This is a genomic window from Acinetobacter sp. ANC 5054 (genome assembly GCF_002135295.1).
GTDB lineage: Bacteria > Pseudomonadota > Gammaproteobacteria > Pseudomonadales > Moraxellaceae > Acinetobacter.
On sequence record NZ_NEGG01000004.1, the window covers coordinates 1 to 17,758 of the forward strand.

At 39.6% G+C, this 17,758-nt stretch carries 15 protein-coding genes; 9 read left to right on the top strand and 6 right to left on the bottom strand.

Annotated features, from left to right (window positions below):
* Window positions 1–73: 73 nt before the first annotated feature.
* From B9T33_RS05090 to B9T33_RS05100, 3 genes are all read right to left on the bottom strand, one after another.
* Complete coding sequence (locus tag B9T33_RS05090; RefSeq protein ID WP_086177878.1) at window positions 74–1,717, bottom strand: AMP-binding protein; 1,644 nt, start codon at window positions 1,715–1,717, stop codon at window positions 74–76.
* 249 nt (window positions 1,718–1,966) lie between these two features.
* Window positions 1,967–3,103, bottom strand: a complete 1,137-nt coding sequence (locus tag B9T33_RS05095; protein WP_086177879.1) for an acyl-CoA dehydrogenase family protein — start codon at window positions 3,101–3,103, stop codon at window positions 1,967–1,969.
* A gap of 247 nt (window positions 3,104–3,350) precedes the next feature.
* Window positions 3,351–4,121: a 3-hydroxyacyl-CoA dehydrogenase gene (locus tag B9T33_RS05100; RefSeq protein ID WP_086177880.1), complete on the bottom strand. Its 771-nt coding sequence runs from the start codon at window positions 4,119–4,121 to the stop codon at window positions 3,351–3,353.
* 155 nt (window positions 4,122–4,276) lie between these two features.
* Here B9T33_RS05100 and B9T33_RS05105 point away from each other — a divergent pair, with 155 nt between their 5' ends.
* Together B9T33_RS05105 and B9T33_RS05110 are read left to right on the top strand one after the other, a co-directional pair.
* Window positions 4,277–5,299, top strand: a complete 1,023-nt coding sequence (locus B9T33_RS05105; protein ID WP_213033189.1) for an AraC family transcriptional regulator — start codon at window positions 4,277–4,279, stop codon at window positions 5,297–5,299.
* Between the two features lie 216 nt (window positions 5,300–5,515).
* Complete coding sequence (locus B9T33_RS05110; protein ID WP_086177882.1) at window positions 5,516–5,869, top strand: hypothetical protein; 354 nt, start codon at window positions 5,516–5,518, stop codon at window positions 5,867–5,869.
* A gap of 149 nt (window positions 5,870–6,018) precedes the next feature.
* Here B9T33_RS05110 and prmC read toward each other — a convergent pair whose 3' ends face one another.
* On the bottom strand, window positions 6,019–6,837 hold the full coding sequence (gene prmC / locus B9T33_RS05115; RefSeq protein ID WP_086177883.1) for a peptide chain release factor N(5)-glutamine methyltransferase: 819 nt from the start codon (window positions 6,835–6,837) through the stop codon (window positions 6,019–6,021).
* Entirely contained in the window at window positions 6,838–7,926 is a 1,089-nt protein-coding gene (prfA, locus tag B9T33_RS05120; RefSeq protein WP_086177884.1) for a peptide chain release factor 1, read from the bottom strand.
* 370 nt (window positions 7,927–8,296) lie between these two features.
* On the opposite strand from prfA, the gene B9T33_RS05125 reads away from it, so the two are divergent.
* The 5 genes from B9T33_RS05125 (at window position 8,297) to B9T33_RS05145 (ending at window position 12,585) form a co-directional block, all read left to right on the top strand.
* Window positions 8,297–8,728, top strand: coding sequence for a glycine zipper domain-containing protein (locus B9T33_RS05125; RefSeq protein ID WP_086177885.1), 432 nt, complete (start codon window positions 8,297–8,299; stop codon window positions 8,726–8,728).
* 312 nt (window positions 8,729–9,040) lie between these two features.
* Window positions 9,041–9,565 carry a hypothetical protein gene (locus B9T33_RS05130; RefSeq protein WP_086177886.1) on the top strand — a complete coding sequence of 175 codons (525 nt, stop codon included), beginning with the start codon at window positions 9,041–9,043 and terminating at the stop codon, window positions 9,563–9,565.
* Between the two features lie 496 nt (window positions 9,566–10,061).
* Window positions 10,062–11,069, top strand: coding sequence for an LLM class flavin-dependent oxidoreductase (locus tag B9T33_RS05135; protein WP_086177887.1), 1,008 nt, complete (start codon window positions 10,062–10,064; stop codon window positions 11,067–11,069).
* A gap of 209 nt (window positions 11,070–11,278) precedes the next feature.
* The gene (yiaA, locus tag B9T33_RS05140) at window positions 11,279–11,764 is read left to right on the top strand and encodes an inner membrane protein YiaA (protein ID WP_086177888.1); all 486 of its coding nucleotides are present in this window, start codon (window positions 11,279–11,281) and stop codon (window positions 11,762–11,764) included.
* 248 nt (window positions 11,765–12,012) lie between these two features.
* Window positions 12,013–12,585 carry a flavoprotein gene (locus tag B9T33_RS05145; protein ID WP_086177889.1) on the top strand — a complete coding sequence of 191 codons (573 nt, stop codon included), beginning with the start codon at window positions 12,013–12,015 and terminating at the stop codon, window positions 12,583–12,585.
* An 873-nt stretch (window positions 12,586–13,458) separates the two neighbouring features.
* Here B9T33_RS05145 and B9T33_RS05150 read toward each other — a convergent pair.
* Window positions 13,459–14,295: a pyruvate, water dikinase regulatory protein gene (locus B9T33_RS05150; RefSeq protein ID WP_086177890.1), complete on the bottom strand. Its 837-nt coding sequence runs from the start codon at window positions 14,293–14,295 to the stop codon at window positions 13,459–13,461.
* Between the two features lie 153 nt (window positions 14,296–14,448).
* Between B9T33_RS05150 and ppsA the strand changes: the two genes are divergently transcribed.
* Together ppsA and B9T33_RS05160 are read left to right on the top strand one after the other, a co-directional pair.
* Complete coding sequence (gene ppsA, locus B9T33_RS05155) at window positions 14,449–16,827, top strand: phosphoenolpyruvate synthase (RefSeq protein ID WP_086177891.1); 2,379 nt, start codon at window positions 14,449–14,451, stop codon at window positions 16,825–16,827.
* Window positions 16,828–16,908: 81 nt separating this feature from the next.
* Window positions 16,909–17,697, top strand: coding sequence for an RDD family protein (locus tag B9T33_RS05160; RefSeq protein WP_086177892.1), 789 nt, complete (start codon window positions 16,909–16,911; stop codon window positions 17,695–17,697).
* Window positions 17,698–17,758: the final 61 nt, after the last annotated feature.

Sequence of the window (17,758 nt, forward strand, 5' to 3'; positions counted from 1 at the left end):
CCGCCACTAATGGCGGTTTTTTTGATGATGCGTATTTTTATATATTAGTTTTAATCATATAAAATTCGATGCTTTAACCCGCTTTTTGCATCGTTTGCGCTTTCGCAATTTCCTGCTGCTTTAAAAGATTACGTTGAATCTTGCCACTCGATGTTTTTGGTAAGCCCTCTACAAATTCAATTTCTTTAGGATAAGCATGTTTAGATAAGCGGGAACGTACATAGGCTTGCAGTTGATCCATCAATGCAGGACTGGCTTGATATTGCGGCTTAAGCACCACAAATGCTTTCACAATTTCTGTGCGCTCAGGATCAGGTTTACCAACGACAGCTGATTCTAGAACTTCCTCACATTCCAACAATGTGCTTTCCACATCGAAAGGGCCTACACGATAACCTGACGTTGTAATGACATCGTCAGCACGCCCAATAAAATCTATGCCACCTTCTTCATTTAAACGCACAGTATCGCCAGTTAAATAGTAATTTCCTGCAAATGCTTTACGGTTATTTCCACCATAGCCTGTAAACCACATGAGCGGCGATTTTGACCAATCCATAGCCAAAGTACCAATAGCACCTCGTTCAACTTCTTCATTGTCTTTATTGAGTACAGCAAAGCGGTGACCCGGAATGGCAAAACCAGCAGAGCCTACTTTTTTGTAATGTGCTAAAGCATGATGATTAGCAATCACCATACCGAGTTCAGTTTGCCCATATTGGTCAAAAATATTCACGTTGAGATCATGGTTAAACCATTGAATCACTTCTGGGGTCAGTGGTTCACCTGCACTACTCACGACACGTAAATGGTTTTTAATCGAATCATCAAACTTTTCTTTAAAGCCAAAGAACATCCGAAATGCCGTTGGTGAACCAGTCAAATTACTCACTTGGTATTTTTTGATAATTTGCACTGCATTGTCCACGCTAAATGCACGTTCATCCATGATGATGCTATGACCCAAGCTCAGTGGACCTGTAATGCCATAGTACAATCCATATGCCCAGCCCGGGTCGGCCAAATTCCAAAAAGAATCTTCATCCCGTAAATCTACGGCATGCGTCATATAACCTTTAAATGCCAATATCGCTTTATTCGGTACAGGCACCGATTTTGCCAGACCCGTAGTACCTGAGGTAAACATCATTAAAAAGTCATCTTCAAAAGTACGCGCGACGGATTCAAATGTTTTAGGCTGCTTTTCTAATACGCTCCAAAAATCCGCATCCCGTTGTTCACTACCTTCTGCATGAACCGTCAAAATATGCGGAAGATCAATCTGATTTAATTTCGGACGTTGCTCTGAATTGGTCACAATCAGTTTTGTCGTTGCTGTTTGTACTCGATGCTCAATGGCTTTCGATTCAAATGCTGTAAATAAAGGCTGATAAATTGCACCAATACGCCATGTTGCTAAAACCGTAATTAATAGTGCTGGCGTTCTTGGTAATAAGCCCGCAATACAATCCCCTGCATTTAAACCAATACTTTGTAGATAATTGGCCAGTTGCGCAGAAGCTTCAGCCAATTGCTCAAAACTCCATTGCTCAGATTCACCGTTTTTACCTTCCCAAATCAAAGCTGTACGGTTCTGTCCTACATAGCGACCGCAGCATTCATCATAAGCATTGATTACTTGAGCTGTGCCGACCAATTGTTCTTGAACCATTTTTTCAAAATTAAAATCGAGATAAGCCTGATCTAGTGATTTCATTACGACAAACTCCTGTCCTATTTTATTGCTTCAAAGCTGCCTGCTTTGAAAATCCATTTATCTTGTTGTTCTAAACCTGCGGCAAAAAACCTATTCCATTCAAGCCTTGCCGCATTATTTTGACCCTATGCTATGCGCATATTTCGTTTCTATTCTTAGATAATCATGTTTGGATGTGCCCTGCAATTTCCAAAACCATCAATCCAATTGCAGGGTTTGAACACCGACCAAAGTCTATTTTTTAAGCATTTATTGCTTGGTCACTTCACGCGCAATCACCAAACGTTGGATATCAGATGCGCCTTCATAAATTTGGCTGACACGGACATCACGGTAAATGCGCTCTACTGGAAAATCAGAGACATAGCCATAACCGCCATGAATTTGAATGGCATCTGAGCACACACGCTCTGCCATGGTAGATGCAAATAATTTCGCCATAGAGGCTTCTTTAAGGCATGGTAATCCAGCATCTTTTAATATTGCGGCATGGAAGATCAGTTGGCGAGCAGCTTCAATTTGTGTTGCCATATCTGCGAGACGAAATGCCACAGCTTGATGTTGCACAATTTCAACACCAAACGCTTTGCGCTCATTGGCATATTCCACGGCAGCATCTAAAGCTGCACGAGCCATCCCCACAGACTGTGCTGCGATGCCGATTCGACCTGATTCTAAATTTGACAGCGCAATTTTATAACCTTCACCTTCTTGGCCTAATAAACTATCAGCAGGAATACGACAATTATCCAAAACGATAGTTGCGGTATCAGAACAATGTTGCCCCATTTTTTCTTCTAAGCGCGAAACGATATAACCCTTGGTATCAGTTGGAAACAAGAAGCATGAAATTCCTTTTTTCCCTGCAGATTTATCTGTTACAGCAAAAACTAAAGCGACCTGCGCATGTTTTCCGGTGGTAATAAATTGCTTTGTTCCATTTAATACCCACTCATCACCATCCCGTTCCGCTCTACATTCCAAAGCACTGGCATCTGAACCCACTTGCGGTTCAGTTAAGCAAAAACAACCGAGCCATTCACCTGTTGCCAATTTTTTCAGATATTTTTCTTTCTGCGCTTCTGTGCCATAGCGCTGTGTAATGCCACACGGCAATGAGTTTTGTACACTAACAATGGTCGAAATCGCGCCATCACCCGCGGCAATCTCCTCTAATGCCACCACCAATGACACATAATCCAAGCCTGCACCATTCCATTGTTCTGACACCGTCATACCCAATGCACCAAGCGCACCTAACTCTTTAAGCTCTTGAGCAGGAAATGCTGCAGTTTTATCTCGTTCAGCAGCAGTTGGCTTGAGCTTTTCCTGAGAATAGCTACGCATCATGTCCTGAACCATTTTTTGTTCTTCATTTAAAATCATGAGACTTCCTTTTCTTAAAACTTTTATAGCGTGTATAGCTTTAAATTTTTGATAATTGCAGAATTTGGATTGGTGGGAGGCGACATGGATGTCGCCTGTGAAACTGAGATACAGGGATGTATCTTCAGTTTCACAAAGGATTTTTGTTTCTTTTGATCCCTCAAAAGAAAATGAATGCTTACGCGCTAAGATTTAAACTTTAGAGAAAATTTGTAGCCGTGCAGACCTCATTTTCAAATCGAAGTCATTATTTAGGCTGCATCCGAATTGCACCATCCAAACGAATCACTTCACCATTCAAATAACTATTTTCAAAAATATGCCCCACCAAATGTGCAAATTCCTGCGGCTTCGCCAAACGCGGCGGAAACGGCACCATTTGCCCTAATGCATCCTGAACATTTTGTGGCAAACCCTTTAACATCGGTGTTTCCATAATCCCCGGTGCAATTGTCATTACACGAATCGCTTCACGCGCAAGCTCACGCGCCAAAGGCAAAGTCATGGCAACCACTGCACCTTTAGATGCTGCATACGCCGATTGACCAATCTGACCATCATATGCTGCAACCGATGCTGTGTTCACAATCACACCACGCTCTTCCTCGCCCAATTGCAATTCATATTTGGCAATTAGCTGTGCTGCATAACGCAGCATGTTAAACGTGCCACTCACATTAATATCGAGAACTTTTTGGAACATGGCTAAATCATGTAAGCCATCACGACCTAAGACTTTTGCTGAAGGTGCAATACCCGCACAGTTGACTAAGCCATTGAGTTGACCATAGTCCGTTTCTACTTGAGCAAAAAATGCCGCTACTGCTGGCTCATTGGTCACATCCAATTGTACAAATTTAGCGTGGTCACCAAGTTGACGTTGCATCGCTTCACCATGCTCTTGGTTCATATCAACCAAAATCACCTTCGCGCCTTGTGCAATCAAATGTGTTGCTGTTGCAGCACCTAGACCCGATGCGCCACCAGTTACAACAAATACTTTTCCTTGAATCTTCATGCGATTTCCTGATCTTAAATTGTTTTAATAAAATTCGACTTAAGATGCAGAGTAAACACAGAATTTATTGAGTACAATTTCCAAATGTTGCATCTTGACTGATGTATTTGGACAATTGTATTTGCACAATCATAAACATGGACCGATCAGCGCATATGCCTACACAAGGACTTGAATATAGTAAAGGGACAATTTCAATTGAACTTGTACATGAAGCGCTAGTCGGTGCAAAAACTTTAAAACACAATATTCCCTCAATTTTGCATGCATCAGGCATCCCTGCTGAATTATTAAATTCCAGCAAAACTCGGGTTTCTGTGACCCAATACGCAGCGCTTTGGACTACGCTTTCCGATGTCATGAATGATGAATTCTTTGGTATGGATCAGCATGCTATGCGCCGTGGTAGCTTTAAGCTTTTATCCAAAATGGTCATGTACAACGACAATCTAGGCAATGCACTAAAGCAAATCCTGCAGTTCTTAAATTTAGTGTTAGATGACCTACAAAGTTCACTGATTATTGAAGAACACTATGCCTATATCGTGATTTACGACCAAAAAGCCACAAAGCGCATGTTTAGCTATGCCACCTATTTAATGTTGATTCATACCTTAATTTGCTGGTTGAGTGGACAACGGATTATTTTGAACCAAATTCAGTTGAAATGTGATGAACCTTATGATGATCACGATTACAAAGTGCGTTTTTGTGAAAAGATTCAATATCAAGCCACTCAAAACTATATTCAGTTTGATGCCAGTTATTTAAACCTGCCCATTAAGCAAGACGATCGCTCTTGGTATCAGTTCTTACAACAGACTCCCGATAACTTATTAGTGAGATTTAAAAATCCATATGCTTTAAGCAGTCAAATTCGTAAGCAACTGGTTGAAGTATCTCCCGCAGAATGGCTTGAGTTAAATGAATTAGCCTTGAAAATGAATATGTCCGAAGCAACGATGCAGCGCCGCCTTAAAAGTGAAGGTGTCAGTTATCAACAATTAAAAAATGACATCCGTCGAGATACCGCCATCGAGTTCCTCACTCGTACAGATAAAAGCTTACAAGACATTAGCGATGAATTAAATTTTCACGAGCCGAGTGCTTTTCATCGTGCATTTAAGAAATGGACTGGAGTCAGTCCGGGGGCGTATCGTCAGAATAATATCGAATAATTCAAGTCCTAAATATTTATAGTCGGTATACTCAATTTTTATATTTAAAATATTATTCACATAATCAATTATTTAAAAATATTGAACAAAGCGACTGACCGTTCATCTATATCTGTTGCTCATCATGCTTAAATAGGTTATTTTTCACTCAATTTAAAGCACTTTGCTTATCTTGGTTAAAGCCAATTCTCCTGCATCACCTTAAAAGGTTCTCCTATGCTTAAGATGATTGATGTTCTTGAACAACAACTTGTTCAAAACTTTTCCGATTCCCTATTTACCCAAACTGATGCAATTGATGATTTATTTCATGAACAATTGAAAACAGTTGCAGACATCGATTTGCAAAACTTAATTTCTCAATTTTTTAGCACTGAAAATGCGCTTGAAGTTGCACAAGATTTGGATATTCAAGCGGACCAAATTGAAGCGATTCAATCTGGCGCAGACTTAAAAGATGAGTCTTTAGTTACTGCAACTGCAAAAATCGTGGCGTATTGCCTAGTAATTGAAACAAATATTTTGCATCAAGTTGAAGTATTCGAAAGCTTGCAAGATTACCCAATGTAATTTGCACACATTAAAAAAGCGGCTAAGGCCGCTTTTTTTGTTGCTTAAAATCGTGTTTGAAGTAATTCAAATATAAAAATTTGAAAGCTACAACGTTCAGATATAAATAAAGCGCAATCAATGCGCTGTATTTTTTAACCAGTTCAGACTTAATGCTGCCATTGCCCTAAAGTGACACGGTCATTACCACCATAATCTTTTACCGTACGCACTTCACGGTAACCTGCTTGCAAGAATAGATGACGTACAGCATCACCTTGATCATAACCATGTTCAAGCACCACCCAACCATTTATGGTTAAGTGCTTTTTGGCTTGCAGAATAATCTGTTCCAAATCCGCAAGCCCTTGATTGTCTGCAACCAATGCGCGTTCAGGTTCAGTTGCCAAATCCTGCATGTGTACATCATCGGCATCGATATATGGCGGGTTTGATACAATCACATCAAAAAATGCACGACCGAACGGCTTTAACCACGGGCCCAATACAAATTGCACATGTTCAAGATCATGCTTCTTGGCATTAAACTCAGCAACTTCTAAAGTCGGCTCATAAATATCCGAAGCTGCAACGATCCAATCTGGACGTTCACTGGCCAAAGACAGCGCAATTGCACCCGTACCCGTGCCCAAATCGACAACACGTGCATCTTCAGGCAAGTCCAAACGCAGTACAGTTTCTACCAAAACTTCAGTATCTGGACGCGGCACCAAAGTATCTTTGGTCACTTTTAAATCCAGCGTCCAAAATGGCTGTGAACCCGTTACATAAGCCAGTGGCTCACCTGCTGCAATACGTGCAAGTGACGCGATATATTGTTGCTCTTGCTCAGCTGTTAATTCTTGATCCTTTTTCATGATCAAATCAAAAGAATCAATTTTAGTGATGTGTTCTAACAACCACGCATTTTCCTGACGTTCATAGCTTTCAGGTTCACCACGATAGGCCAAAGCCTGTGCAATATTCATTTAGCCACCATTTTGCTGTGCAAGCATGGCCAACTGATCCGCTTGATATTCACGATGTAAGCTATCAAGCAATTCTGTTAAATCACCTTCCATCACGGCATCTAACTTATAGAGTGTTAAGTTAATGCGGTGATCAGTCATACGCCCTTGCGGATAGTTATAAGTACGAATACGTTCAGAACGGTCACCAGAACCCACCAAATCACGACGCATTTCAGAGGTTGCAGCATCGGCAGCCGCACGTTTAGCATTTTCCAAACGTGAAACTAACAGCGCCATCGCTTTGGCTTTGTTTTTATGTTGTGAACGTTCGTCCTGACATTCCACCACTGTCCCTGTCGGTAAGTGAGTAATACGTACAGCAGAATCTGTTTTGTTAATGTGCTGACCACCTGCACCTGACGCACGATAGGTATCAATACGTAATTCAGACGGGTTAATTTCCACCGATGTATCGACATCAATTTCAGGTAAAATCGCAACCGTACAGGCAGAAGTATGCACACGACCTTGAGACTCAGTCGCTGGCACACGTTGTACACGATGCGCGCCACTTTCAAATTTCAAACGACCGTAAACGCCTTCACCATTAATAAGGCAAATCACTTCTTTATAGCCACCGTGTTCGCCATCATTTTCAGACAACACTTCAATACGCCAGCCTTGCGACTCAGCATATTTGCTATACATACGATATAAGTCACCAGAGAAAATTGCAGCTTCGTCACCACCTGTTCCAGCACGAATTTCCAAATATGCAGAGTTTGCATCATTTGGATCTTTTGGAATCATTAGGATGTTTAAATCAGCTTCAAGCTGCGAAATCAAAGCTTTATTTTCTTTAATTTCTTCAACAGCCATCTCTTTAAAGTCAGGATCTGTCAGCATCACTTCAGCAGTTTCAATATCTTCTTCTGCTTGGCGATATTTGCTCCAAACCTCAGTAATTTCTGATAAATCACTATGTTCGCGTGACAATTGACGGAAACGTTTATTGTCAGAAATGACTTCAACATCTGCCAATAATGCATTTAATTCTTCGTGACGGTCAGAGAGCTGATCTAATCGTAAACGCAACGATTCTTTCATTTTTTAAAAAATCTCAATACACAGGCTCATCCGCCCAAATTGCACGGTTATGCCAAATTCAAAATAATGCCGCTAGTTTAACGACTATATGTATGAAATGACATATTTATTGCTGCTCGTACTGACCTTACGATGTCCATTTTCCAAAATGCCAACTTCATCACTCCTACTTTTCTCCACAAAGTTGTGTACATTTTCGTCATTTGGCTCCATTTTTCACATTATTAATAAAACTAATACAAAGGAGTTACTTAAATCACTCTTTTTTGATAAAGCTCTCCATATTTGATGCGAATAGATTTGTTACATTTACTCCCATCGAAATTATCAAGAACAACAGTCCTGAAAAATTTGGGACATGGAGTGAACAATGAAACTGAATACTCTTTTAATGACTGCCACTTTAGCTACCGCTTCTATGTTCACTGTGTCTGCAAATGCTGACAGTACAACTCGTGTTGCAGCTGCAAGTGCATTAGGTAGTGTTGCTGGTACAGCCATTGGTAAAAACATGGGCGGTAATACTAGCGCAACAATTGGTGCTGCATTAGGTGGTGCTGGTGGTGCTGCTGTAGCAAGTAACAAGCGTAACCGTACTGAATCTGCTATCGGTGGTGCACTTGGTGGTGGTACTGGTTATACCGTTGGTAAAAGCATGGGCGGTACAAACGGTGGTTACATCGGTTCAGCTCTAGGTGCTGCTGGTGGTGCTGCTTTAGGTAACAAAATTTCTAAAGACAAAGCATACGACAAGCAACAACAACGTAAATATTACAAAAAACACCGTCGTAACCGTCACTAAGTTCGACAACCATATGTCGTTCCGCTAACTTTAGCCAGAACAGATTTATGACAAAAGCACCTTCGGGTGCTTTTTTTGTAGCCCCCACATATACAAGACATTTCATGTTTTTTTTATTTTGTTTTTAGTGATGCTATTTTCATTCATATCTTCTCCAGATACCTAATATCAATCATGGAGAAAATCGACAGAAAAATTACATTGCAGCAACTTAACACTATTTAATCACGCACACTTTGCACCAAATATTTTCTACCTCTTTTTCTATAGTGAACTCAACACACAAACATCGCACTTCGTAAGGAGTTCAAAATGAAAATCAATAAAATCCTATTTAGTGCAGCTATTGCAGCTTCAGCATTCACAATGACTGCGACTCATGCAGGTAACAGCACAAATACCGCATTAACTTCTGCCTTAGGTGGTGTTGTTGGTGCAGCCATTGGTAACAAAATGGGCGGCCAAACTGGCGCTATGATTGGTTCAGCAATTGGTGGTGGTGCAGGTGCTGCAGCTTCTGCGAATAAACGTGACCGTAATGGTGCAATTATTGGTGGTGCTTTAGGTGGCGCTGGTGGTTATACCGTAGGTAAAAACATGGGTGGCACAAACGGTGGTTACATCGGCGCTGCACTTGGTTCTGCTGGTGGTTCTGCACTCGGTAAAAAAGTTTCTGAAGACCGTCGTTATGATGACCGCTATGGTCGTTATGAAGACCGTTATGACCGCAGTTATAACAGCCGTGGTTATCGTAATAATAATTATAGCTATAACGACCGTGGATATCGTGGTGACAATGGTCGTCACAACGGTTGGCACAAAAACGGTAAACGTTAATTGTTATAGTACACAATATATAAAAGCACCTTCGGGTGCTTTTTTGATGCAGTCAAATTGAAAAAGGAATGCCTTAGTTTAAGACATTGAATGGCTTATTTACATTTTGGTTTTTCCAAATACCATTAGGTCATTTATTCACAATTTCCCAAACAATTTGCTCATACATTTCATACAGAACATGTTTTCAACATGATTCACATACTTATTACAACGTTTAAAACTAAATTATGTTGCTCATTTGTGGATGTTTTAAAACTCATACCGTTGTTACTCAGTTAAATAGCTTCCCCCAAAAAAAGTATCCAAAACCTCAAATTAACGTCTTAGCACGTTAGGCTGTTGATTCAGCTTTATTTAACTTTATAAGAATTATTCGTTCTTCCACAATTTTATCCAGTTCAAATTTCCCTAATTCAATATATCGTATTTAATCGATATACATTCAACACAATATATCGTACTATTTCGATATAAACATTGAAAGAGAACTGCTATGCGTTCATTGCATGAGACCAAATTTTCGATCTTAGAACTAGCACCTGTGCGTGAAAGTAAAAGCATCCAAGATGCACTGCACCATGCTTTGACGCTTACACAGCATGCAGAAAAATTAGGCTATGAGCGAATTTGGCTCGCAGAACATCACAACATGTCTGGTATTGCCAGTTCAGCAACATCCGTTTTACTTGGATATTTGCTGGCAAATACATCTCGCATTAAAGTGGGTTCTGGCGGTGTCATGCTACCGAACCATGCACCTCTGGTGATTGCAGAACAATTTGGTACTTTAGAAACGCTTTATTCTGGACGAGTTGAATTGGGTCTTGGTCGTGCACCTGGTACAGATCAAGCCACTATGCGGGCATTGCGCCGCGGACACCAAGAAACCGAAGATCAGTTCCCACGTGACGTTGCTGAAATTCTACAATATTTTAAAGATCCAGCACCTAATCAACAAATCATTGCGACTCCAGGTCAAAGTACTCATGTCCCAGTTTGGTTGCTGGGTTCGAGTTTATTCAGTGCGCAATTGGCCGCACAACTTGGACTTCCCTATTCCTTTGCCTCACATTTTGCCCCACGCATGTTAGGCCAAGCCATTCAGCTGTATCGAGACAATTTCACCCCTTCAGAATATTTAGCAAAACCTTATATTTCCATGGGTGTTCCTACAATTGTTGCAGAAACCAATGAAGAAGCCGAGTATTTAGCCTCAACCCCGTATCAGCGTATTTTAAGCATGATTCGCGGTACACGTAGCAAGCTTAAACCACCTGTAGAGAATATTTCTGAGCTGTGCTCAGCTGCAGAAAAGCAATATATCGACAACTTTTATGCTGTGGCACAAATTGGCTCTCCAGAAAAAGTCAAAGCTGGCTTAAATGCTTTATTGGAAAAATATGATGTCGATGAATTTATCTTTACCTGTGATATTTACGACACCGATAAGCGTATTGAAAATTTTGAGCGTTTAATGCAAATCAAAAACGCTGCCATTTAGCATCAAAATAATTTTAATTGATTTGATGTTTACATAATTAATGAATGAGTGACCCTATGCTACACGTTGTAGTTTGGGTCACTCCTTTTTATATTTTATGACACGCCTACCTTCACCCTATTCAAGCAGAAAAAATGATGCATTGATTATAATCTTGAAATCGGTATAACTATTGATCATAAGCAATAACAATGAGAACAGAATATTTTATGAGTCAATATATTAACAAACCGACCCCTGCTTTTATTGCAGCAAGTTGGGTAGCGCTCATTCTAGGCGCTGTAGTCTTTTGCATTGGACTATTTAATGCAAACATGATGCTCAATGAAAAAGGCTTTTATCTCATCCTATTGCTCTATGGATTATTTTCCTCAGTTTCATTACAGAAAATTATTCGCGACCGTTTAGAAGGCATGCATGTCACTGCCATCTATTTCGGACTTTGCTGGGCTTCAGTGGTTATTTGTCTGGTGCTGTTAGCCATTGGACTATGGAATGCCGAATTAGCTCTAAGTGAAAAAGGCTTTTATATGATGGCATTCTTAATGAGCTTATTTGGTGCCGTTGCCGTGCAAAAGAACATTCGCGACATGGATTATTTACGCACCCATGTTAATCAACCTGAATTGAATCACAAAACGAATCCAAGTATTGAACTGAACACAACGCTGGACGACAAGGATTTACATTCTTAAACTGTGTATATCTTCAATTCACAAATCAAGGCATCGATCTAAGATGCCTTTGATCCCTAATTCTGCACAAACCCATCAATATATAAATGCATTCTTATAAAACAGCGAATGACAAGTACCAAGAAGATCAATTCCATAAAATTTGCATGACTAATCAGACTGAAAAACAACTTTACCCCTCAAAGTTGTTAGTTGAATATATTCCTAATCGCATAGCATCAAAAATAAAGTATAGATAAGGAATAAATATGGCCAATCAGCAGGATGCAAATCACCATATTTTCAATAATAGTCTTGAAGATTTTGCACAGTTTCGTGGTGTATTACTTAATTCAGAACAATTGAAGGACTTTGATTTTAAAAATAAAAAAATCGCAATTATTGGTATTGATCAACATATAGTTTCCGAACTACACCAACTTTGCCAAGTTGCCGACAACATTATGGTCTATCAAATTAAACCGCAATTTGTCTTACCGCGTACAGAACGCTTACTCAATAAATTAATACAACACCCTTTATTTGCAAAAAACCGCCGACTATTTAGCAATCGCATAAAAAGTATTTTGGCTTTACGTTTTTTGGAAGATCAAGTTCCAAATCATTGGTTAAGACACCTACTGAGTCCCAATACAGCAATACAGAATAAAACCTTCTTAAAATCGGATCATTATTATGCAGCACTGCAACAACCCAATTGCATCTTAAATACGTGGCCAATTATCAAAATCCATAATCACACGATTACAGCTTTGGACGATCATAGTTTTGATTGTGATGTGATCGTTCGAAGTGAACTCACCGAGAAAAGTAGAAAATGACCTCATCATTACTGAATTTCAATCAAATCCTTCTATCCAAAATGTACAGATGAAAGCCGAATCCTTCGGCTTTTAGCTAATTTATAGTTGATGTATTTCTATAATCTTTAGTAATGATCTAATCATCTTCTTCATCTCAGTTGATTAAATCTACAAAGGTATAAAGTAAGCATAATTACTAATTCAATGAAATAGTATTGAAACTCAGTGTCATCACTAACGTTCAAAAATCAAAAGAATATTCAGTCATGCAACTATTTTTTCATACCGAACTTAAATCATGAACATTAATATTATTTCTTTTTCTAGGTTCTATTTCTTCAAGAAATACCTTAATTTTTTTGTGCTTTAGCAGATGATAAACAGCAAAAAAGCCACGCTAAAACAAATAAATTGATTAAAATAAAACCACATCATTTAAATAAATGGCACCATTTTCCAAGATTCATGCTTAAACTCGCACTGTTTGTCTATTTTATATACATATTTTTGATCAAATCATCATCACTTGAATCCCAAAATCACACCAATTTTGAATATTTATTACCCAATACGTGAATTCCAAAAACCAATATCCCCGCTTTTCAACACGATCAACATTCAAATCGGTACTGGTAAATTTCAGTAAAATGACTCGTTAATGCGTGCTCAATTAGAATAAATATTGTTCGTCATTTGGGTCAATGAAACTTATAAAAAGCATCTAATAGTTTAAGTATTTTTTATAGAAAATTTACAATTTTTTAATGAACTAAAACCTAAAATTAGGACTTTCAAAAAAAAGTATCGTTTTTTATATTTTTATACTAATTACATATAATAAAAACAGTATTTTTCTATCATAAAAAAGCCACCGAAGTGGCTTTTTCCTTTTTATCCGATACGGCGTTTCAAACCGGTCATTTGTAATACCCGAGTTGAGATTTCTTCAATTGACATTTCTGACACGTTTAAATACTTAATCCCTTCAGAAATATAAATGCCTTCAATCGCGCGAAGTTCCATTTGGCACTGACTAAAACTTGCATAACGACTGTTGGCTTTACGCTCTGTACGAATCGCTACAAGTCGCTCTGCATCAATCATCAGACCAAATAACTTATGTTTATGTTCACGTAAAACTGCTGGTAAACGGTTATCATCCAAGTCTTCTTCAGTCAGTGGATAGTTTGCAACACGAATTCCAAATTGTAATGACAAATAGATCGACGTTGGCGTTTTGCCCGAACGTGACACGCCAATTAAAATTAAATCGGCTTTGTCATAGTGCCGAGTACGTGCACCATCATCATTATCTAAAGCGAAATGAACTGCATCAATACGAGCTTTATAAGACGCAGAATCTGTTACTGCATGCGTTTGCCCGACTAAAGTTGTAGGCGCAGTGCCCAACTCATCAGATAACTTACTAATAAGCCCTTCAAATACATCAAGATTTATTGCATCCGCAGTATTAATAATATCTCGAACATACGGGTCTACAAGGGTATCAAATACCAAAGGTTTTTGACCATCAAATTGAGAGCGCTGATTGATCTCTGCAACCACATTTGTCGCTGCTTCTTCGGTGGTAATGTAAGGAATAATATGAATGTCAAAATCTACATGAGGAAACTGTGCTAACAGTGAATGACCAAGGGTTTCTGCAGTGATTGCAGTACCATCTGAAACGAAGAAAACACTGCGCTTAATTTGGTTACCTTCTGACATTAAAATTCTCCTCCAATATTTGTCTTAGTACTATATAATCTTTATAGTAAACCATCTTACATGACTGTCACTTAGTAAATTCAAAATGCTAAGTAATTTGTTATAATTTCATGCCAAGATAGTGATTAATACTGCAAAAGTGGAGTAACAACTTTGGAAGCGCGCGTAATTGGTCTAGAAAAATTAGGGAAACACGACGTAGAACTCGTGGGTGGTAAAAACTCTTCATTAGGTGAAATGATCAGCCATCTTGCTAATGCAGGTGTATCAGTTCCTGGTGGTTTTGCTACTACAGCTCAAGCGTATCGTGAATTTCTCGAGCAAAGTGGCCTAAACGCTAAAATTAACGCTGAGCTTGCTGCTCTTAATGTAGACGACGTTAATGCACTTGCTGAAACTGGTGCAAAAATCCGTCAATGGATTGTAGACACTCCGCTTACTGCAGAACTTGAAAAAGAAATTCGTGAAGCTTTCACTGCACTTTCAAATGGCAACCCTGAAATCGCGGTTGCTGTTCGTTCATCTGCGACTGCAGAAGACTTACCAGACGCATCATTTGCTGGCCAACAAGAAACTTTCTTGAACATCCGTGGTATCGACAACATTCTTGTTGCGATTAAAGAAGTATTTGCTTCTCTTTATAATGACCGCGCAATTTCTTACCGCGTACACCAAAACTTTGCACATGACGTTGTTGCATTGTCTGCTGGTGTTCAACGCATGGTTCGTTCTGAAACTGGTGCTGCTGGTGTAATGTTTACACTAGATACAGAATCTGGTTTCCGCGATGCAGTATTCATCACAGCTTCTTATGGCTTGGGTGAAATGGTTGTACAAGGTGCAGTAAACCCAGACGAATTCTACGTCTCTAAACCACTTCTTAATGCAGGTAGACACGCTGTATTACGTCGTAACCTTGGTTCTAAACACCAAAAAATGATTTATGGTGAAGAAGGCGCTGCGGGTAAATCAGTTGTAGTTGTTGATGTTGAAAAAGCAGATCGTCAACAATTCGCACTAAATGACCACGAGCTTCAAGAACTTGCTAAACAAGCATTGATCATTGAAAACCATTACGGTTCAGCAATGGACATCGAATGGGCGAAAGATGGCGACGACGGTCAAATCTACATCGTTCAAGCACGTCCAGAAACTGTGAAAAGCCGTGAAAATGTCGGCACAATGGAACGCTACCTACTTAAACAAAAAGGTACTGTGATTTGTGAAGGTCGTTCAATTGGTCAACGTATTGGTTCTGGTCGCGTTCGTATCGTAACGTCAATCAAAGAAATGGATAAAGTGCAAGACGGTGACGTACTTGTATCTGACATGACTGACCCAGACTGGGAACCAGTAATGAAACGTGCAGCTGCGATTGTCACTAATCGTGGTGGTCGTACTTGTCACGCAGCAATTATTGCACGTGAACTTGGTGTTCCAGCGATCGTTGGTTGTGGTAATGCAACAGAAGTATTGACTGATGGTCAAGAAGTAACTGTTTCATGTGCTGAAGGTGATACTGGCTTCATTTATGAAGGTGCTTTGGACTTCGAAATCCAACGTAACTCAATCGAATCTATGCCTACGCTTCCGTTCAAAATCATGATGAACGTAGGTAACCCTGACCGCGCATTTGACTTTGCTCAAATCCCTAACGAAGGTGTAGGTCTTGCTCGTCTTGAGTTCATCATCAACCGTATGATCGGTGTTCACCCGAAAGCACTACTTAACATTGACAGCCTTCCACGTGAAACTCGTGCAGCTGTATTGTCACGTACTGCGGGTTATGCATCTCCTATCGAATTCTATGTTGAAAAACTAGTTGAAGGTATTTCTACTCTTGCTGCAGCATTTGCTGACAAGCCAGTGATCGTTCGTATGTCTGACTTTAAGTCAAACGAATATGCGAACTTAATCGGTGGTAAGTTATACGAGCCTGAGGAAGAAAACCCAATGTTGGGCTTCCGTGGTGCGAGCCGTTATGTATCAGACAACTTCCGTGACTGCTTCGAACTTGAATGCCGTGCATTGAAAAAAGCGCGTGATGAAATGGGTTTAACCAACATTCAAATCATGATTCCTTTCGTACGTACAGTAGCTGAAGCGAAACGTGTAATTGAATTGTTAGCGCTTAACGGTCTTAAACGTGGCGAAAATGGTCTTAAAGTGATCATGATGTGTGAACTTCCAACTAACGCATTGTTGGCTGAACAGTTCCTTGAACACTTTGACGGTTTCTCTATCGGCTCAAACGACTTGACTCAGTTAACACTTGGTCTAGACCGTGACTCTGGTATTGTTTCTCACCTATTTGACGAACGTGATCCAGCAGTTAAAGCACTTCTTTCAATGGCAATCCATGCTTGTCGTAAAGCTGGCAAATACGTAGGTATTTGTGGTCAAGGTCCTTCTGACCACCCTGACCTTGCTAAATGGCTAATGGAACAAGGTATCGAGTCTGTTTCACTTAACCCTGACTCAGTATTAGACACATGGTTCTTCCTTTCTGAAGAAAAAGCTCAACAAGCTTAATAAACTGTGTTAAAAAAAGACCCACATGTGGGTCTTTTTTTTTATTTATAATTTACTGACGTTTTTTGAGAATTTAGCTTTATGCAGATTTACTTGGCACGAAACAATCAACAAGCTGGTCCATACACATTGGAACAACTCAACCAAATGCTTGCAAGTCAACAAGTTCAGTTGACTGACTTAGTCTGGCATCAAGGCATGAGTGAATGGAAAGCTTTGGGTGAACTTACTCAAGGTCAGCATGTTTATATGCCTGAAGGTTATACTCCACCTGTCCCATCTACTCCATTTGAGCCAAAACAAAATACAGCAACACAGAATTATGCCTCCGCACGCACGCAGCAAAATGAACAATACACATTGGCGAGTATTCCAAAACGTGTACTGGCGAAAATTGTAGATTTGTTGCTTTGGATTCCTGCGACATTCATTTTGACTGCCTTTTTCAATACTGTGGAAAAAAGCAAATTTGCTAGTTTAAATGAACAGTTTATGCAAGCTGTGATGACACCTAATGCAGATCCAAATGTGTTACAAACACTGCAAACGCAGATGGTGGATATGTTCCCTAATCAAGCATGGATCGCAATGTTCGCCTACCTATTCATCATGCTCTTTATTCAAGCTTTTTTAATTGCTAAATCTGGGCAAAGTATTGGCAAAAAAATCACTAAGATTAAAATTGTCGATGTTGAAACAGGTGAACAAGTCAATTTAATGCGCGGCTTCACCTTACGTAGTGTTTTATTTATTTTCCTAAACTTCCTATCGATGCCATTAAGCGTGATCATTGACTCAGTATTTATTTTTAGCAAGAAGCGCCAAACACTGCATGACAAATTGGCTAAAACCAAGGTCATAAACCAATAACTTTCTACTTTTCAAAAGGGATGATTTTTTCATCCCTTTTTTTTTGCATTACCTTGAAATT